This is a genomic window from Paenibacillus sp. 276b (assembly GCF_900107875.1).
Taxonomy (GTDB): domain Bacteria; phylum Bacillota; class Bacilli; order Paenibacillales; family Paenibacillaceae; genus Paenibacillus; species Paenibacillus marchantiae.
Map to the genome: position 1 here is coordinate 14,330 of NZ_FNRR01000003.1, position 20,386 is coordinate 34,715.

The 20,386-nt window shown below is 47.5% G+C and carries 11 protein-coding genes; 2 read left to right on the forward strand and 9 right to left on the reverse strand.

Going from position 1 to position 20,386, the window contains the following annotated elements:
• Positions 1–133 precede the first annotated feature (133 nt).
• Both BLV50_RS16255 and BLV50_RS32495 read right to left on the reverse strand, forming a co-directional pair.
• Entirely contained in the window at positions 134–5,125 is a 4,992-nt protein-coding gene (locus BLV50_RS16255; RefSeq protein ID WP_090808889.1) for a fibronectin type III domain-containing protein, read from the reverse strand.
• 317 nt (positions 5,126–5,442) lie between these two features.
• Positions 5,443–5,937 (reverse strand): ComF family protein, encoded by a 495-nt coding sequence (locus BLV50_RS32495; protein WP_143038131.1) that lies wholly within the window; start codon positions 5,935–5,937, stop codon positions 5,443–5,445.
• Positions 5,938–6,098: 161 nt separating this feature from the next.
• On the opposite strand from BLV50_RS32495, the gene BLV50_RS32790 reads away from it, so the two are divergent.
• Together BLV50_RS32790 and BLV50_RS33110 are read left to right on the forward strand one after the other, a co-directional pair.
• A complete protein-coding gene (locus tag BLV50_RS32790; RefSeq protein WP_177031202.1) occupies positions 6,099–6,275 on the forward strand; it encodes a hypothetical protein in 177 nt (58 codons plus the stop codon).
• Between the two features lie 166 nt (positions 6,276–6,441).
• A complete protein-coding gene (locus BLV50_RS33110; protein ID WP_218135404.1) occupies positions 6,442–6,585 on the forward strand; it encodes a hypothetical protein in 144 nt (47 codons plus the stop codon).
• Between the two features lie 113 nt (positions 6,586–6,698).
• Here the strand turns inward: BLV50_RS33110 and BLV50_RS16265 are convergent, their stop codons facing one another.
• The 7 genes from BLV50_RS16265 to metK all read right to left on the reverse strand — a co-directional run bounded on the left by BLV50_RS16265 (position 6,699) and on the right by metK (position 20,246).
• The gene (locus BLV50_RS16265; protein WP_090808891.1) at positions 6,699–8,591 is read right to left on the reverse strand and encodes a helicase-related protein; all 1,893 of its coding nucleotides are present in this window, start codon (positions 8,589–8,591) and stop codon (positions 6,699–6,701) included.
• A gap of 562 nt (positions 8,592–9,153) precedes the next feature.
• Positions 9,154–9,534, reverse strand: a complete 381-nt coding sequence (locus tag BLV50_RS16270) for a hypothetical protein (RefSeq protein WP_090808892.1) — start codon at positions 9,532–9,534, stop codon at positions 9,154–9,156.
• Positions 9,535–9,859: 325 nt separating this feature from the next.
• Positions 9,860–10,582 (reverse strand): response regulator transcription factor, encoded by a 723-nt coding sequence (locus BLV50_RS16275; protein ID WP_063567747.1) that lies wholly within the window; start codon positions 10,580–10,582, stop codon positions 9,860–9,862.
• Positions 10,583–10,586: 4 nt separating this feature from the next.
• Complete coding sequence (locus BLV50_RS16280; protein WP_024631628.1) at positions 10,587–11,747, reverse strand: sensor histidine kinase; 1,161 nt, start codon at positions 11,745–11,747, stop codon at positions 10,587–10,589.
• Between the two features lie 47 nt (positions 11,748–11,794).
• Positions 11,795–14,518 carry a stalk domain-containing protein gene (locus BLV50_RS16285; RefSeq protein ID WP_090808894.1) on the reverse strand — a complete coding sequence of 908 codons (2,724 nt, stop codon included), beginning with the start codon at positions 14,516–14,518 and terminating at the stop codon, positions 11,795–11,797.
• A gap of 594 nt (positions 14,519–15,112) precedes the next feature.
• Positions 15,113–18,844 (reverse strand): Ig-like domain-containing protein, encoded by a 3,732-nt coding sequence (locus BLV50_RS16290; protein ID WP_090808896.1) that lies wholly within the window; start codon positions 18,842–18,844, stop codon positions 15,113–15,115.
• Positions 18,845–19,043: 199 nt separating this feature from the next.
• A complete protein-coding gene (gene metK, locus BLV50_RS16295) occupies positions 19,044–20,246 on the reverse strand; it encodes a methionine adenosyltransferase (protein ID WP_090808898.1) in 1,203 nt (400 codons plus the stop codon).
• Positions 20,247–20,386 lie beyond the last annotated feature (140 nt).

Genomic DNA, 20,386 nt, shown 5'->3' on the forward strand with positions numbered 1-20,386 from the left:
CAAACTTCCTATTCCGAAATGGATAATAACTATACATTACCTTATTTTCTCACTTCAAGTCCATAGCCTCTTTGCGAATAAAAAAGGGGTATAGGGTGCATGTATGCGCAACCTATACCCCTGATCTAGATCCTTAATTCAATGTTTTGATGCTTAGTACAGAAGTCCATGCACTCATATTTTGATCATTCAGTGCACGAATGCGATATTTATGAAGGCTTGATGGAAGCAAATCAGAATGAATAAAGGTTATATCATTTATTGTCGCTACGATTTGACCATCTGCTTCAATTTCATACGAAGAGGCACCAATGACTGCATCCCATGTTAATACAATACCCGTACTGTCTGGGGCCCCTTTCAATACTGGGGTGCTCAATTGTGTTGTTCCTTTAATCAAATCACTCCATGTTCCTACGCCAGCGGCATTCTTCGACCGGATGCGGAAGGTGTGATCTGTGTTGGCTGTAAGACCACTCTTCGTGTATGCAGCAGCAGTTGTCGACACTACGCCGCCATCAATCTCAAGATCGTAACCAGTTGCTCCAGTTACTGCGTTCCATTTCAAAGCTATTGCCACATTCGTGACGGAGTTTATAGTGAATCCAGTAACGGAAGCAGGCAATGTGCTTTGCGTCAAAATGGCTGTCCACGCACTTGTATTGGTGTCGGTCAGCGCACGTACACGATATTTATGTGCTGTTCCTGCGAACAGACTGCTATGCGTATATGAAGGGTTGTTCACTGCCCCCACGACCACGCCATCAGCTTCTACTTCATATTTGGTAGCGTCGGCGATTTCTGCCCATGTCAGATTAATAGCCGTTTCTTCCGATGTCGCTTTCAACACTGGGGTATTCAATTGCGTGGTTCCGGTGATTAAATCACCCCATGCTCCTACTCCCGCGGCATTCTTGGAACGGATGCGGAAGGTGTGATCTGTGTTGGCTGTAAGACCACTCTTCGTGTATGCAGCAGCAGTGGTGGATACTACGGTGCCATCAATCTCCAGATCGTATCCAGTAGCTCCGGTTACCGCGTTCCATTTCAAAGCTATTGCCACATTCGTGACGGAGTTTATAGTGAATCCAGTAACGGAAGCAGGCAATGTGCTTTGCGTCAAAATGGCTGTCCACGCACTTGTATTGGTGTCGGTCAGCGCACGTACACGATATTTATGTGCTGTTCCTGCGAGCAAGCTGCTGTGTGTGTACAAAGGTTCGCTCACCGTTGCTACTACTACGCCATCAGCCTCTACTTCATATTTCGTAGCGTCGGTGATTTCTGCCCACATCAGGTTAATAGCCGTTTCTTCCGACGTCGCTTTCAATACAGGAGTGTTCAATTGCGTCGTTCCGCTAATCAAATCACTCCATGTTCCTACACCTGCGGCATTCTTCGAGCGTATGCGGAAAGTGTGATCTGTATTGGCTGCAAGACCACTTTTCGTGTAGGCAACTCCGGTGACAGCAACAACTGTTCCGTCGATCTCCAGATCGTAACCAGTTGCTCCGGTTACTGCGTTCCATTTCAAAGCTATTGCTGCATTCGTTACCGAGCTAATAGTCAATCCGCTCACGGATGCTGGAATTGTACTTTGTGTCAAAATGGCTGTCCACGCACTTGTGTTGGTATCGGTCAGAGCACGTACGCGATATTTATGCGCTGTTCCTGCGAGCAAGCTGCTGTGCGTATACGATGGTTCGTTCACGATCCCCACGACCACGCCATCGGCCTCTACCTCATATTTCGTAGCGTCGGCGATTTCTGCCCACGTCAGGTTAATAGCTGTTTCTTCCGATGTCGCTTTCAACACTGGGATGTTCAATTGCGTCGTTCCGCTGATCACATCACTCCATGTTCCTACTCCTGCGGCATTCTTGGAGCGGATACGGAAGGTGTGATCTGTATTGGCTGCGAGACCACTCTTCGTGTAGCCAGCAGCTGTAGTGGATACTAATACACCATCAATTTCCAGATCATAACCCGTTGCTCCAGTTACTGCATTCCATTTTAAAGCTATTGCTGTATTTGTTACCGAGGTAATAATCAATCCGCTCACGGATGCCGGGATTGTGCTTTGCGTCAAAATGGCTGTCCACGCACTTGTATTGGTATCGGTCAGAGCACGTACGCGATATTTATGTGCTGTTCCTGCCAGCAAGCTGCTGTGCGTGTATGAAGAGTTGTTCACTGTTGCTACTACAACGCCATCAGCTTCCACCTCATATTTCATAGCGTCAGTGATTTCTGCCCATGTCAGGTTAATAGCCGTTTCTTCCGATGCAACTTTCAATACTGGTGTGTTCAATTGCGTGGTTCCGCTAATTAAATCACTCCATGTTCCTACGCCAGCAGCATTCTTGGAACGGATGCGGAAGCTGTGATCTGTGTTGGCTGCAAGACCACTCTTCGTGTAGGCAACACCAGTAACAGCGACAACTGTTCCGTCGATCTCCAAATCGTAACCTGTCGCTCCAGTTACTGTATTCCATTTCAAAGCTATTGCTGCATTCGTTACCGAGCTAATAGTCAGTCCACTGACGGAAGCTGGGATTGTACTTTGCGTCAAAATGCCTGTCCATGCACTCACATTGGTATCGGTCAAAGCACGTACACGATATTTATGTGCTGTTCCTGCGAGCAAGCCGCTATGTGTGTACGAAGGTTGGTTCACTGTCGCCACTACCACGCCATCAGCTTCCACTTCATATTTCATAGCGTCGGCGATTTCTGCCCACGTCAGGTTGATAGCCGTTTCTTCGGACGTCGCTTTCAATACAGGAGTGTTCAATTGCGTGGTTCCGCTAATCAAATCACTCCATGTTCCTACGCCTGCGGCATTCTTGGAACGGATGCGGAAGGTGTGGTCTGTATTTGCTGTAAGACCACTCTTGTTGTAGGCAGTGGCGGTAGTGGATACTACGGCGCCATCAATCTCCAGGTCATACCCCGTTGCTCCGGTTACTGCATTCCATTTCAATGCTATTGCTGCATTCGTTACGGTGTTAATAGTCAGCCCAGTAACAGAGGTCGGCAATGTGCTTTGCATCAAAATGGCTGTCCATGCACTTGTGTTGGTGTCGGTCAAAGCCCGTACGCGATATTTATGTGCTGTCCCTGCGAGCAGACTGCTGTGCGTGTATGAAGGTTCGCTCACTGTCCCCACTACCACGCCATCGGCTTCTACTTCATATTTCGTAGCGTCAGCGATTTCTGCCCATGTCAGGTTAATGGTCGTCTCTTCCGATGCGGCTTTCAAAACAGGTGTATTTAATAATGTGGTTCCGCTAATCAAATCACTCCATGCTCCTACACCGGCAGCATTCTTCGACCGGATACGGAAGGTGTGATCTGTGTTGGCTGCAAGACCACTCTTCGTGTAGGCAACGCCGGTGACAGCGACAACCGTACCGTCGATTTCAAGATCGTATCCAGTGGCTCCAGTTACAGTTGTCCATTTTAACGCTATAGCCGTATTGGTTACAGAGTTCACTGTTAGTCCTGCAACAGAACCTGGTAGCGTATTTTGACTCAGTATGGCTGTCCACGCACTTGTATTGGTATCTGTCAAAGCACGCACACGGTATTTATGAGCTGTACCTGGTGTGAGTCCGATATGCGTAAATGTCGGATCTACAACAATACCAGCAATTACTCCATCGGCTTCCACTTCATATGAAGTAGCACCCTCAATAGAAGGCCAAACGAGAATAATTTCTTCCTGTGAAGGACTTGATTTTAATACAGGTGTGCTCAATTGAGTTGACACGGTTAAAAGATCAGACCAACTGCCTGCCCCGCCTGTATTTTTTGGTCTTAAGCGGAAAGTATGTTCTGTATTAGGAATGAGTCCTGTTTTGCTATATGTGGTACCAGTCACAGCAACGATATTACCGTCAATCTCCAAATCGTAACCCGTTGCACCTTTTACAGCGGTCCAGGATAGTGCAACTTTATTAAATGTTGCTTCTGTTACTTTCAAACCACTGACGGAGTCTGGAACTACCAGTTGCGTTATTGTTTTACTCCAATCGCTCTCATTGTTGGAAGACAGAGCTTTTAACGTGTACGTATGACTTGAATTTGCTGCGAGATCCTCATGCTCATACGATGTCACATTGCCAAGCTCGATAGGCGTTTCATCATCAATCTTTAATTGATAATGATCAGCCTGATCAACCGCATTCCATTGGATAATATTTTTACCTTCCTGGGAGCTTGCCGAAACCACCGGTTGTTGGAGCAAAGTTTTGATCTCATACATAGGGCTCCAATCACTTGTACCTATTGAATTTAGAGCACGTACTCTGTAGGAATACAACGTATCAGGCAATAATGAATTGCTGCCAAAGGTTGTCCCATAGTAAGGCCCTTTAACGACCCCATTCTCCTCAATTTCATATTGTACGGCCTGCTGCGCATGCTGCCATTTCAAGTTAACTGTACTTTCACTTTGCTTTCCTGTGACTTCTGCCGGAATAGCAGGTATGTTGTTAATCGTCACCGGGGCTACCAGCTGTTTGGTAAAAGAGGCCGGTTCCGCTTTGCGTGTATAATATGGGTTCAGCTCAGAATAAAAGTCCACTACCTCTCCCGTATCCGCATTTACGACCAAACTTAACTGCCTAACATCATAATTGTATACATCAACCGGTGTAAGCTGACCGAGAACATTATAGTTGGAGATAGTCCATTGCCCCACTTCCATGCCGGATTGTCTATACGTCATCTCAGTGAAGTAATCACGAACCTTACTTAGATCAATAAGAAATGCATTGTCGATCTGTCCAGTATACTTGGATGTATACGATCCGAAGCTTATATTCGTAATATCACTGGTAAATCCCAAGATGGACTGCCTTCTTGTAAAAGAGTAACCTGTTGTTGAAATATTGTAGGATCTAACCCAACTGAGATTAACATCTCTCTGGTTCACCTGTAATTTACCGTTGTTATTCGTCATTACATATTGATAATCATTACTTGATGAAACAATACCATTACTCGTTGCGGCATCAGCACGGTTCCCCCCGTACACGCCAAACTGTCCGAATACCAGCATTAGCACCAGTAAACGGACGGTCCATAAGTAAAACCCATTTTTTCTTTTTCCTGCACCCACCGTTGTTCTCTCCTTCAAAAGATATGTTATGCCACTCCCTGTGCTGTCACCTACTGGTGAACGGCAGAACTATCTATTCTACACGGCAGAATCAATTCCTCTTTTTTACATGTAAAAATATTCTTGTCTAATCCCCTTTCATAATTTCGTTAAACAACTACTTTTCAAATCATATGCATATATATGATAATTCAAAAAAGTCACAACGCTGTACATATAAGAACGTACTTTCTCTTTTCTATATAAAATTTATTAGTTATTATCATCAAATAATTTGAGTATGATAGCCATTTATTAAGTACATATACATTTTCCAGTCAGGATCTGGCCAAAGTCAGCGTGTAAATCTCTATTGGAAGGTTAATAGAATATCCAGCGTTTAAGATCACCTGTCCGCAAGCATCCAAGGTGCTACCGGTTGTGTAGATATCATCGATCATTAGCAAGCGTAAGGGAATTAACGGCCTACCTTCTGTTGTTGGTGTGACATGTGAAGACCCTTCTTCTCCATTAGCGTATGAATTAGCTGCTCGTGAATACATGTTCTTTTGAACGGATTGAGAAGCGGCTTTGGCTGCTTTATAGAGTTCAAGCAACATATCTATTCCACCTGGCTGAATTGCAAATGCATCCTGCATCGTCTGGATACGCTCGCCGCGTGTTTTGAAGCTTTGTTTGGTAGTGTTGATCCGACGCTGCAGCAGATCAACTACAGGCAGGCGGACGGCTGCGGCAAGTCCTGCTGCGAGCCGCTCGGCCTGGTTGAAGCCGCGCTCGGCAAGGCGTTCTTCGCTGACGGGGACATAGGTCACCGCGTCTGGCCGCCATCGCGGCTTGTTGTTTTGGAGCAGCGACTGACGGTTGCGCGTCGCTGCTCCGGGATGAGCGTGCGTGTAGTACGCGTATGCACTGTGGTTTTGCGCGCGCGTGTAAAGAGGCACACTCGCGTTAGGTGAATGAGGGCGAACGCAGGTTGAGTCGCGTAAGCCAGCTCCGTGAACGGGCGCGGGTACTGATACGCGCCCGTCAGGTTGGTGAACGAGTGCGTTTGTGGACGCACTCGAGCCGGGTGGATGTGAGTTGGCATCCACATGGTATTGAGCAGGCGTGGCGGGATGAGCTACGGGGGCCAGGGTTTCTTTTGCCATAACAGGGTTGAGTTCTTCACTCATTGCTTGGAATGCTTGAATAATAAGTGCCGTTAACAGTGGCGCGTAGCGCTCGTGGCCTCTGAATTTGTACATCCCAATCCATTCCTTCATTAGAGCGTTATACTGGACGGCGCTGCGGTTGCATATGAAAGAACGGTTTTGCATGTGTGGGCGGACGCAGTCCGGGCAGCCGATCCCTCGACCACAACGCAGACAGCGAACGGAACGAATCCATGGAATTTGCTGCACACAACGGGGACAGATGCCGGGGTAGATCGGAGACAATATCGCTCTTGTACCACAGGTTAGACAAGTCGCTCCGGGTGGGGCGAGTAATCCATGCAGGCGATGGGTGAGTTGGTGCACGTGGTCTGTTATGCTGCTTAGCCAGTTCGACATTAGGTTGTTGCCTCCCTCAGTATCTATTGGTGTGTTGGCGGGTGAAGGTAGCCTTTGCGTTTTGCGATGGTGTTCATTTTTTGGATCTGGGCCACCGCTTTCACCTGGGAACGCGTACGGCGGGATGATGCGAAGACGACTCTTCCTGCCGGATCATCCATAGATCGACCTGCTCTACCCGCCATCTGTACCAGAGATGCTTCGTCGAAGAGACCATTATCTGCATCCAAAATAAATACATCGCTGCGCGGAATGGTGACGCCCCGCTCCAAGATAGTGGTGGTCACGAGCAAACGTATGGTCCGTTCACGAAACGCAATTACTTTGCTCGCGCGATCCGGATCTTGGGATGATGTTCCTTCGATATGGATTTGTGGAAACATGCGACGCATGAGATTTACAAATGCCTCAATCTGAGCGATCCGTGTCACAAATACAAATACCTGAGCTTCGCGCAGCAAGGAAGTTTGAATACTCTTTTTTAGTGTGGCGGGCAGCTCTCGCTTCCGAATACACTCGGCGACGGTAGGCATTTTCAGTATTCGCGGTACGGGTAAAGGGTGGCGGTGGAAGCGGACTGGAACTTTGGCGTGAGTGAGTTTCCCTTGCGCTGCTTCCCGCTGTAGCCTAGCTGGTGGCGTAGCGGACAAGTACACAAAATGGCCATCAGGCTTGCACGAGGACGCCGCCGCATGAGCGAGCATGGGATCATTATGATAAGGAAATGCGTCGAGCTCATCGATAATGACCAGATCGAATGCCTGGTAAAAACGCATCAGTTGATGTGTGGTGGCGAGTGTGAGCTGCGCGTCTTTCCAGCGTTCGGTGCTGCCTCCGTATAGCGTAGCGAGCGAGATGCCAGGGAATGCTTTCGCCAAACGAGGGGCAAGTTCCAGCACGACATCCCGGCGCGGCGTAGCCACAAGCGCTCGTCCACCGCGCTCCAATATGTATTGGAGCAAAGGGAAAATCATTTCCGTCTTGCCGGCCCCGGTCACGGCCCACAGCAAAAACCGCCCCGGCCCATCCCCTGCGGATGGCTGGGCCAAAAACGCCAGCGCCGCGGCAGCAGCCGCGCTCTGCGCAGGGCTAAGTCCCCACCGGGCAAGTCCGCCCTCGGTGGGGATAACGGCCGTGCCACGCTGCGATGCCCCGCGTGGCACGGCCGTATGCGCTGCGCTACGCAGCAGCAGCGCACAGGCACGGCTGCGCCCCAGCGCGAGGCAAGCCTCGCAGTAGGCGCACGCCGCCAGGCCGCAGGCAGCGCAGGGCACGCGCTGCCCGGCAAAGCTGCCGCATCGGCGGCAGCGGGGCGCGCTATGCGCTCGACCAAGCCACGCGAGGCGTTGCCGCCGCGTGGCAGGCCCTTCCAGGGCGGCTGCTATGCTCAGCCGCCCACGCAGGTGCGCGACCTGCGCAGCCGCGCGCCAAACCGAGGCAAGCTGCGGCGAGGTATCCGCCAGCAGCGCCTCTGCCTCGGCCTCCAGCAATTGGCGGCCGCGAAGCCGCTCAGCTAGCAGGGCCGCGCCCCGCTCAAGCTGAGCCCACTCCACGGCGGGATACGACTCTGGCATCCCGCCTACCTCCGCACCTCTTTCAGCGCCAATCCCTACATTGCCTCCCATCTCTCCCCTAGCCGCAAGTTCCCCGGAGGCCCTCTCGTACTCTTCCAGTTTGCGCTGCATATACGTCTGCCAATGCTCCTCTCCCCACTGATCCATACCTCGCTCCACCTCAAAATTCTCTACCATCCACGAGGCCTGACTTAAAGGTAACTCCCTGCCTAGCAGCAACCATCGCAACACCCCATGTCCGCTCAATCCCTCAAGCCACCACGCCACATCCACTCGGATATCCAGTGACAACGCCATCTTCCACTCTTCTCTCACTCGGCACACATACAACCCAACCTTCATCTGCTCTCCTCCCTCGTCCTCCATATCCCGAAACACAAAAAAAGCACATGCCAACCGACTATTCGTCGGAGCATGTGCTTCATGTCCATATCTTATTCAGTTCAATATCCATTTGTATTATCACTATATCAATTGTGGAGTCTTTCCACAAGTCGTTTAGTTTCCAAAAGCAATCGTAACGATCATTTTACCAATTCAATTAGCATCGTTAATCTTTCTTTGATCATGCGAAACTTTTTCCAATCTGCTTCGTCTATACTTTTAACTTAAGAGTTCTGATTTCAAAAAGGTTCGTGCAGCGATCCCCACAAGGCTCCAACAGGGACAATAACCATAGATTGCATAAAAACCCATATTTAATTTAACAGCAAGCTTGGCTACAATGACAAAAAAAGACTACAGCATAAGCTGTAATCTTTAACCTCAAACATGATGAAATTCACGCTTATTTTGGCAAGCTGGCATGACTTCATTGAAAGTGCATTCTGACTGATGACACGTTTAGCCAGTCTGTCTCAGCAGCTTGCACGATGAATGAGCCCAACTGTTGCAAAAAAAGCATCTACTGCTTTGGCTCACGCAAATCGATAAGGCGAATAGAATGACTCCCGGTCTGATTCCACTGTTCCATATCCGAAGGGACAGCAGACAAGTAGGATAACTCCATTCCTTGCCTAAGCATAAGCTTCTCAATAATACGAACCGTTTCGGCTTCCGTACGATCAGCGACAACCGTCAATGTGAAGCTCTTTCCACGGTAAAATAATTCCCGGCAAAGCGCTCTTACAATGCCTTCAATCCGCTGCTCCTGATTGGAAGGAATGAGCATAATCTGCTCGTAGCCTTCGGGGTCCGGACGGGAAAGATGGCGCTGGTGCATGGCATGAACGGCCATTGCCGCCAGGAAGTATATGAGCAGAATCATAGTCAGATGAGCAACCATGGCAACTGCACCTCCTCGGAAGGTCATGCTCACCCATGGCGAACATCCCTGTATACAGCAGTATATGCTGCATTCCCCGAAGGGTTACACTTGCAAATCCTAAAGCGCATATTCCATTCTGATCGACACCGGACGAAGAAGACAGGCCAGGTCGTTCAATCATTCATGCCGAAGCTTGAACATAAGTTCTTCTAACTTCACACTTTGCTCATTTGCAGTAATAAAGTCCATTAACCCGCTAACCAGTCCAATATTCTGGAATGGGCGCGAGTAAACAGAATCCTATAATTGCTATAATCAAACTGCTTCTAAATACAATCGTATATTACAGGGTAACCCAACCATATTTGATCGAGTTGATAACCGCTTGTGTACGATCATCCACTTCCATCTTCTGCAGAATACTGCTGACATGGTTTTTTACTGTTTTCTCACTGATGAACAGGAACTCACCAATCATTTTATTGCTCTTACCTTCAGCCATCAGACGTAAAACTTCAGCCTCACGACGAGTAAGCGGATTATTGTCGCCAGCGACAAATTTAACGCCTGCTTCCTTCGAAGCTCCTTCGCTCATTGCCCCTGTCTCATTGAGATACGTCATCCGACGCAACTGCATGATCAGTTTGCCAGTTACTTTAGGGTGGATGAATGCGTGCCCTTCATGAACGGAACGAATCGCATTGATCAGGGACTCGGCCTCCATATCTTTCAGCAGGTAGCCATTAGCACCTTTACGAAGAGTTTCGAACACATAACTCTCATCATCATGAATAGACAAGATAATGACTTTGACATCTGGGAACAGCTCACGCAATTTCTCCGTCGCTTCAACCCCATTTTCCACCGGCATGTTGATGTCCATCAATACGATGTCCGGTTTATCCTGATTACAGAATTCGAGCACCTGAATCCCATCGCCGCATTCGCCGATGACCTCAATGTCGTCCTCCATATTTAAAATGCGTTTCAGACCTTCACGGAACAGCTGATGATCATCAGCCAAAAGAACTTTAATTGATGTCTTTCCAGTATCACGGTTTTCCATCCTGCTACTCCTTTCCCTTATCCACGTTTGTCGGGATATGAATCACTATTTTGGTTCCTTGATTTTCCGCGGACTCGATCTCTATTCTTCCTTCTAACAGTTCAACCCGCTCTCTCATCCCAATCAGACCGAAGTGGGTATGATCCTTGCTCTTCTTCGCAAGAAGCTCCGGTTTGAACCCAAGCCCATTGTCCTGCACGACAATCTTAACGAGCTGAGCCTGGTATGTAATTTCCACTACAACATAAGTGGGATAAGCATGCTTTGCAGCATTGGACAGACCTTCCTGCACGAGGCGGTAAATCGCAGCCTCCATTGCCGAAGACAAACGGTGTTCCTTGCCTCTCGTTTCAAAAAGCGAGCGGATTTTTGTTTTTTCTTCAAAATCCTGCACGTACTTCCGAAGCGTTGGAATCAATCCCAGGTCATCCAGTGCCATAGGACGCAAATTGAAAATAACTTTTCTCATTTCTCCAAGACTCGAACGAACCTGGCCTTTCAAATCTACTATTTCGGCCTGGACCATCTTAAAATCCTGCTTTATGAGCATTCTTTCTACAATTTCCGTCCTAAGTACTAGATTTGCGAGCATCTGCGCAGGTCCGTCATGGATCTCACGGGCAATACGTTTCCGCTCTTCTTCCTGGGCCAAAATTATTTTCAAACCAATCATTTGTCGATTTTTGGCGGATTCAATGATGCGGGTCACTTGACCCAGCTCACCCGACAGATACTCCAGTACAACCCCCATCTGGGAACCGATCGTCTCGGCGCGCTCCACGGAAGCTTCCACATTTTTGGCACGCTTCTGCAGATCATCCCGACGGGCTTTCAGATACATTTCCTTCTCACGGTAAATCATCAGATCCAGCTGTAACTGCGTCGCTTTCTCATACGCCTGCTTGATATCATGCTCGGAATAACGGACGAAGTCGCGGCTAACCTCAGTTAGCCGGATCCGGGAGCGGCGGTAGTTCAGCTCCAATTGATCTACTTTCTCGATCGTTTCCGCCGTCTCTTTCAAAACCGACTTCAATTCCTCGTTCAGCGTTTTTAGCTCATTCCGAGTCGAGTCCATAATCTCAAACATTTGATATTTACTGTTTTCCATGACTTGTATGGCGTTTTTTATGACGCGGTCTATGGCATCGGCTTGTAAATCCACGTTTGTTCGACTCCATTTCTATCGTTTCCGGTATATATCATACCATATCACGATGAGATGGTAACGGTCTTCGTGTTCTGTTCCCATTTTACAGTCAGTCCAAGCTGCTCCGAAACGAGTCTAAGAGGGACTAAAGTCCTACCACCAGATACGTAAGGTGCTACTGTTGCACTTTGTCTTTTGCCATTGATAATGAATTCTTTCTGGCCTACAACCAGATCAATTAGCTTGCCACCACGTACAACGGTAATCCGTTGATTTTTGCTATCCCAGCTCGCCTGCCCACCAAAAGCATCCAATACATGCTTGATTGGGACATATGTTGTACCATTTTTCAGTACTGGCGCAGCATCAATTGCCTTTTTCGTTCCGTTTACGGTCATGGATTTCTGTCCAAGCACTAATGAAGCAGTTCCTGTAGGCAAGCCCACTTCACTGGATTTGGATGGCATGGTGAAAGCAATATTGTCAAAAGCAACCGTGCCCGTCTTCGCACGCTCATCCTGACCTTCTTCCACATTCACCACATAAACCCGTTTCAGCTTCGCCGGATAAGCAATGTTCAGCCCATTCAGATCCACATTGAGCTTTTTCCACCCATCCCAATCAATTGCCTTTGCGAGATCGGCATATACCGTTTTGCCACTGGCATCCGTAAATTCGGCGCGCAACCAGTTGAGGCTCTTATCTCCCATAACATCCATCGACATGGATGTTGCTGTTGCAGATACCTCTTTGCCAGTGGAACCATTCAATTGGGCATAAGCATACATTTTCCCTATTCCTGCGGTCATGTCATAGCTCAGCTGCAGCACCTTGGAGCCAGCTTTTTCACCTGTTCCCGCTGTCACAGAAGCCGATCCAGTTACACCTGATGCATTGGTCGTGAAGTTGATCGGGTAGCTTACATTCTCGAAGTTCTCCCATATTGTTTCACTTGCCGCAGCGGAGAGCACAACCACCGTGCTGTAGCCGTCATAACGACCGATCGCATAGCCAACTTGAGCGCCAGAGTTCACGGAGGATACGGTTAATTGGTCTGCAACCACTTTACCTTTGAAACCAATAAATTCCCAAGTTAGCGAGTCCGCTGGAACCGTTACACTTTGTCCGTCTTTGGTCTTCGCCGTTACCGGAATGGAAATTGTTGTGCCCGCTTGAAGCGATCCCAAGCCAGATCCGGCTGTCAGTGAAGCCAGTTCACTGCCGCCCAGCACGGTAACTTTAATGGAAGATGAAGCACCGTTACTTGTTGCAGTCAGCGTCGCTGTACCTGGTTTCACACCTTTGATCGTTCCATTGCTTACACTCACGATGCCGTTGTTGCTCGATTTCCATGTCATCTTGATATCGCCTGTCGCAATCGGGTTATAGTAGGTGTCATATCCTTTGGCTGTATACTTGCCCTCTTGCCCTACCAGCAACGTTTGGCTGCCACTCACGGCAAAGCCTTTCAGCTTACCTTCTGGAGCCGTAGAGAACACGCCCAGCGTGTTTACGACCTGACGCTGCTCTGTACCGTACTCCGTGTTGAACGTAAGCCCTGCTGTCTCCTCACCAAGCGGACGAGTTACCATCGTTGTGGAGCCGCCTCCGTCCAGATTCATGCCTTTCCATACACCAATGCTGGTCATGAAGGATTGCAGTTCAGTCAGCGACAAACCGCTGCTGTTACTGTTTTTCTCCGCTGCAATAATGTAGACATACCGACCATCTTGGGAGTAACCGACTGCTGTTCTCGCACGAATGCCACCGATACCGGAAGCAGCAATATCACGGGAAAAAGTAGCCGCCTTGCCACCATTCACCAGAATGGTATGTCCACCGATCATCATCTGCAGGTTGCTTGGATCAACGGTCTCCCCCGTCGTTTTGGCTTTTAACTTGTAATCCGCATTCAGCGACTGTCCTACCGCCAGGTGAGTCATAATCCATGTCGCTGCCGTTCCATGCGCACGCAAAATGTACCCATCTGCCGGTACCGTCATGTTTAACGCTTTTTTATCCGAAATTTGGGTTATTACGCCGTTCTGCACAAGTACCTCAGTTGGTGTTGTGGAAGGATCATTTGGCCGCTTCGTTGACGTCCAAGCCGGTGTATAAATATACATTGAATTGGCATGACTGTACTTCACCGAGCTCGATTCGACCGTGTAGTCCTCTTTATTTATCCCACGCAAAGCAAACGTTGAACCATCATCTGCCTTCACGGTGCCATCGAATGAATATTCATCAATCATCGGCTTACCGTCCTTGGTTACGGTGAGGGCATACATCCCTGTCAGCTCTGATGGAGTAGATACGAGCACCCCATCCGAGACCTGTCCACCGATTGGGGCAAGTTCCCCGGATACATTGAAATAATCGCCGTTCACGGCGGCTACTGCACCATTTTCCTTAGCCATGCCACCCGTGCTTTGTTTACTATTCAGATTGCCACCCTTGCCTGTCATGACATCCAGCTTCACATAGGGATTTTGCAAATCCACTTGAATGACATCTGCCAGTACGTTCACCTTTGAGCCGGAACGTGTCGTTGTATAATTGTATTTCATCAACTTCGCACCCGAAGTCAGAATTTCTTCGCTTAATTTGCTTGTTGTTGTAGAAGCCGCTGCAGCCACTGACTGCCATGAACTTCCCGACCACACCTGTTGTCCCGCTCCCAGAACCGGTGCAATCCAGATCACGCCTGCCAGTGTCACAATCGCCCATTTCTTCGCCTTGCTACCCTTAACGTCGTTCAGCCGTTTCCCTTGTTTCCCCAGCATGTTTGAAACGTCTCTCCCATCTTGTATATCAATCTTAGATATCACGATCTCTCCCACGTGGCAGCAGATAGCGAGATTTCTAGTATACTCTTCTATTAATAGACTACTTTTTGTGGAAAAAGTTACGCCCCGAGCCTGAATTCAGGTATTTATTGGGTTATGCGATATCCTATTGTTCTGTTATACGTTTTTACAGTCAAAAAATAGACTTCAGTTATGCTTGAGTTAGCACAACCGAAGTCTATTTGGAGTAAATCTGGCTGTTGAAACAATTGATGTAACCAAATCAACGTTAGTTTCTACATCTAGGAACGTTGAAGCTAATAATTACGGTGACGGTTTTGAAATGAGAAATTCACCAATAATTGTTGTTCCATCATTCTCGTACACGGTTATGCCTCGATCCATCTTCTGCTGGCTCTGCCATTGCAACGCTTCTTCAGGTGTTCGTTGTTCTGGAGCAGGACCAGGACTATCTAGTTTTAAATATAAAAAAAGACCATTTCAAGAAATGAACTTCCTTGAAACGGTCCAGTATGTTACGTATCGTTATCATGACTATTCCTAATAACATTATTGAAATATCATTTCGTTCTACAAGTATCCTAACTTATCCAACACACGCTTCAACATCACCGCTGCTTGTGAACGAGTAGCATTACCTTGAGGGACAAACGTTTTTGACGTCATACCTTGGATGATTCCTTCTTGCACTGCTTTGGCGACAGAATCCTTGGATTGGATTTTGTTGCTATCCTTGAACTTCGATAATGTTGAGGAAGCTGAAGATTGGAGTGAGACCGTTTTTCCACCATAATTCATGGCCCGAACCATCATAATGGACATCTGTTCACGGGTAATTGGACGGTCTGGCTTGAAGGTACCATCCGTATTCCCTGTAATGATTCCGGCTTCAGCAGCTGCACCGATATAAGCACTCGTTGTGCCACCGCCCAAAACATCACGGAAACGACCTGCTGCTGTTTGGTTCCCCGGCAGCCCTAATCCTCTAGCTACTAATTCAGCAAATTCTGCGCGTGTAATATTCTGATTTGGTCCATAGAAAGAACCGTTCGGCGTACCGATAATCCATTTGGCAGAAAGCTCTCTAATGACTGCACTAGCCCAATGGGATGATGTATCCTGGTAGTTTACGATATGTGTAACAGGAACAACCGTTTGATTGCCATTCAACTGTCCTTGGACAACCACACCATTGATAGTGGTTTTAAACGAACTAGGCACGTTAGATAGGATAAATGTACCTGGATCCATATAGGTTAACCCTGAAGTTGTCGTCGGTGTTTTCAGTGGCAATTGTATAGCGAGCAGGCTTTTAATGTTCTGCTCCACACGTAGGTTGTTATTTCCGTTAAATGCAGACAAGTATATATTCGTATTATTGCCTAACTTCTGTGCGCCTGCAGCTAATAACAAGCCATCCAATGTACCTGATCCGGATACCGGTACTGTCTCGATCTGCACGTAAAGATAGGAAGAACCTACACTCGTTGATCCCCCCACGTCTTGAATCATGGAGGACACATCCAAACCAGACAGGGGAAGTGTCCATAGGCGATCACCATATTTGATTCCAATTGAACCCGTGCGATTGCTCGATGCCAACTGAGCCAATGCTCTTAGTGGGAAGCCGACATATGCCGAAGATTCATCAGCATTCATCTCAAATACAACAGGCTGTGCCGTTTTTCCAACCGTCCTTGCATACTCAAAGGCCTGTAGCAATTTGGCAGCATCTACGTTAAATTGACGAGTTGAGAGATTGTTGCGAGTCATTGCTGACACATTGGTAGCCGTATCGTTACTCATGACAAGAACAGCCTGACCATAACTCGATGCATCTAACTCTGTCAACCAGGAAGGACGGCCATTTGTCTGACTGCCTGTGGAACTGCCATTAACCTGTAAGTTAAGTGGCCCGAAAGCTACAATTGTGTTATTTAATGCATCTCTTAGTGGAACGGCTCCCGGTACATAACTAACCGTTCCCGTCTGTCCTGAGGTAGCTGAACTTGAGAGCTTCAGAGTTACTATGGAACCTGAACTTGCAGCTGAAAGTACACTAATCGAAGAGCCACCGAGCTGTACATTGAACTGCGACGCGGTAAGAGCCGTCTGAGCTTGAAGTGGTTCCTTAAAGTTAATGGACACGGTATCTCCTTGAAGGACAGCCGAAAGAATTTTTCCGTTTCCATAGGTGTAGGTCACTGGCGCCAAATTAATGTAACCAGCCGGGTTGCCATTCAAGTCGGTTAATCTCAATGTTCCAGGCACGTAGGATAAACTAACGTTTTGCGTACTGGAAATGGCACTTGCCAATGTTAAGGTAACCAAGTCATCCTCAATCTCTGTATCATTTACAAACACTGCCTTCCCATCTACCAATACGGAGTATTGACTTTTTAGGGGCTTGTTCGTCCTGCTCAGCGGTTCATTGTAACGAATCCATAATGTAGATCCGCTTACTTCTGCGTTTTTAAATTCGGGAGCTTTCGTATCAATACTATTTCGAACGTAGAATCCACTAAAGCCCGCAAGCGCTTGTCCACGAGTGTCTTTTACAGGCCATGAGTCTGGTTCATACGATACTCTAACCACTTCCCCATTTTGTATGGAACGGCTGAGGCTGAGTGTCACCAGAGAACTGTTGTTGGTAGAAATGCTGTTAATCCCCACCGTTGTGCCGTCAGCCGTAACACTAAACTGTCTTACAGCATCACTTGAATTGATATAGACCGTCTCTGGGTAATACAAGCTAATCGTACTATTATAAGCTGTACCTTCACGTGGTTTGGACATGATGGAATCCAGATTATTCTCCACATCTCTGGCAGAGAATGCTGCTGCTGCGTTAAAAGACAGATCTTGAATTTTACGAGTTCCTGTTCCCGGGGCGTACGCAATTCTAACAACCTGGCCTACCGCTACACCCGTGTCCAGTACAACATAGACACTATCTCCTGAGACATAGGAAGTACTCACATTCCGGTTCTCTCCGTTAACCGTGACCGTGAAGCTAGAAGCAAACGGATCAAGACTTGAGAGCAACTCGTCATATGTCAAACGAATGATGCTATTGCTGTACATTTTCGCTGTCTTTAAAACTGGAGCGTTGGTATCCGAACTCAATGTCCTGAATGTCCATGAGTTTGCCCCGTTCAGTCCTGTAAACAGATTCCCCGCGTTATCCCGCAGAAAGCCTCCTGATATATCTACTGTGTATGTGGTATTGCTTGTTAGACCATTTAACGGAATAATCCGTAATTGCCGATTGTTAGTGCTGTTGAGCAATACTGTTGCGGGTATTGCAGCACCATTTGCATTTTTTAATGTAACCGCTCCAGTGATGTAAGCTGAGCTCAACTCTCTGCTGAATGTCACTGTAAGTTCATTCGTTAAAGAAACATTGCTTGCTCCATTGGTTGGAGATAACGAGGATACGGTTAATGCTGATGGATCAGAAGAAAACGCATTGAAATTCCATTCTCCTCGACTAATCCCTTTTACATCATTACCAACGCTGTCCCTTAATACCCCTTCAGGTATCACAACGGAGTATGTAGTGTTATTCGAAAAGTTGTTCGTTGGATCAATGGTGAGCGTTCTATCATTTATCACAATTCGCGGTGCACCTGCACCTATATCCAGTTCTTCAACAACCGTACTTCCTTGTAGAAGCTGAATCTTGCCTGCACCCGCTGAAATACTATCATTGTAAGTCAGTTGTATGTTGGACGTAGTTGGAACAGAAACTGCTCCTAGATTGGGGAAATAGGAGGTTACCTTAGCCGTTCCGATTCCCTTTGTGCTAAATTTCCATTGTTGCGATGTCAGACCTTTGACCGCAGTTCCTCCATCAGCAGTTAGCAGGGAACCTGAATCGAATTGTACATAGTATGTTCCTCCACGTAACAGTGGATGAGCAATACTTACTTCTTTTCCTACCCCTTCAACACTCTCAGGTGCATCCGGATCTGCTAGAGTTCCCTTAATCTTTACATCCGGGCTATCCATTCTAATAGTAGCCACTGGTGAATTATCCTGAAAACGTCTGATTACTACATTTCCCACAGCGTTTTCAGACTTCTTAACCGCTTCCTTGAACCGAATAACGAGCGGTGCTGCACCATCAACCTCCGTTGTTCCCTCAGCAGGGATTGTAGCTTCAATCAATGTGTCCGTAAATTCGTCGGCGGCATACACCGTATTTGTGTCCATAAACGGAATACCTTGCCAACCTTGAATAGACATTAGCACGATTAACAGTCCGATGATCCCCCTGCGAGCCGTTCTTTTTAAACTCACCGTTCCTTCCTCCTCATCCTGTTTCAACTGTCTGATGTACAGACCTCATTATGTATGTCGGTTACATTACCAATTTTCTTTAGTTAAAAGGAAATAAAAGGAATTATTTTGCACTTCCACAGTTCTTAATGTTTGCATACAAAAAGCCCCTGATTCCATATCGGAACCAAGGGCTTCTATTGATGACTTTATCGTTAACTTACAGACCTGCTTGCTCTTTCAAAACGTTTGCTTTGTCCACTTGTTCCCAAGGTACATCGAGGTCTGTACGACCGAAGTGACCGTAAGCAGCCGTTTGTCTGTAAATTGGGCGACGCAGATCCAGCATACGGATAATACCAGCCGGACGAAGATCGAAGTTGTTACGCACAAGTTCAACCAATGTCTCTTCGCTGACTTTGCCTGTTCCGTATGTATCCACGTTGATCGATACCGGGTTGGCTACACCAATCGCGTAAGCGAGCTGGATTTCCACTTTGTCGGCAAGACCTGCTGCAATGAGGTTTTTCGCAACATAACGAGCTGCATATGCTGCGGAACGGTCTACTTTTGTTGGATCCTTACCGGAGAACGCTCCACCGCCGTGACGTGCATAACCGCCGTAGGTATCTACGATGATTTTACGTCCAGTCAGGCCTGCATCTCCTTGAGGTCCGCCAATAACGAAACGTCCTGTTGGGTTGATGAAATATTTAGTCTGCTCATCCAGCAATTCAGCTGGAACGACAGGCAGAATTACATGTTCTTTGATGTCTTTTTGGATCTGCGCAAGTAGAGTCTCTTCAGCATGTTGAGTAGACACGACGATTGTATCAACACGTACCGGTTTGTCACCGTCGTATTCAATCGTTACCTGAGTTTTACCATCCGGACGAAGATATTCCAATGTGCCGTTTTTACGCACTTCAGCCAAACGGCGAGCTATACGGTGAGATAAGGCGATTGGCAAAGGCATGAGTTCAGGTGTTTCGTTGGTTGCAAAACCAAACATCAGACCTTGGTCACCAGCACCAATGTTCTCTGTTTCGCGAGCCATTTGTTCCGGGTCACGATTCTCCAGAGCTGCATTAACACCTTGTGCGATGTCAGCAGACTGCTCGTTCAGAGAAGTCAGGACTGCACAAGTATTATAGTCGAAACCGAACTTGGCACGAGTGTACCCGATTTCCTTAATCGTATTACGAACGATGGACGGAATGTCCACATATTCAGACGCTGAGCTGATCTCACCAATGACAAGCACAAGGCCTGTAGCTACGGAAACTTCGCACGCTACACGAGCATTTGGATCATTCGTCAGGAACGCATCCAATACGGCGTCCGAGATCTGGTCGCAAATTTTATCCGGATGTCCTTCAGTTACAGACTCCGATGTGAATAGATGTCGGCCTTTAATAGACATTGAAGTTTCAACCTCCCATAACGAGTAGTATGGCGATTGCCCGAACAAAACATTTACGTTGATTCGTTCACTGTACCCTCGAAAGCTTTCCGGGCGGAATAAGGACGCAGGGTCCGCAGTTACGAAGATAAGGATTTTTC

Excerpts from the sequence above, each read along its gene's own strand:
- BLV50_RS16265 (WP_090808891.1), bottom strand. The coding sequence starts at position 8,591 with ATGAAGGTTGGGTTGTATGTGTGCCGAGTGAGAGAAGAGTGGAAGATG.
- BLV50_RS16270 (WP_090808892.1), bottom strand. The coding sequence starts at position 9,534 with ATGGTTGCTCATCTGACTATGATTCTGCTCATATACTTCCTGGCGGCA.
- BLV50_RS16275 (WP_063567747.1), bottom strand. The coding sequence starts at position 10,582 with ATGGAAAACCGTGATACTGGAAAGACATCAATTAAAGTTCTTTTGGCT.
- BLV50_RS16285 (WP_090808894.1), bottom strand. The coding sequence starts at position 14,518 with ATGCTGGGGAAACAAGGGAAACGGCTGAACGACGTTAAGGGTAGCAAG.
- metK (WP_090808898.1), bottom strand. The coding sequence starts at position 20,246 with ATGTCTATTAAAGGCCGACATCTATTCACATCGGAGTCTGTAACTGAA.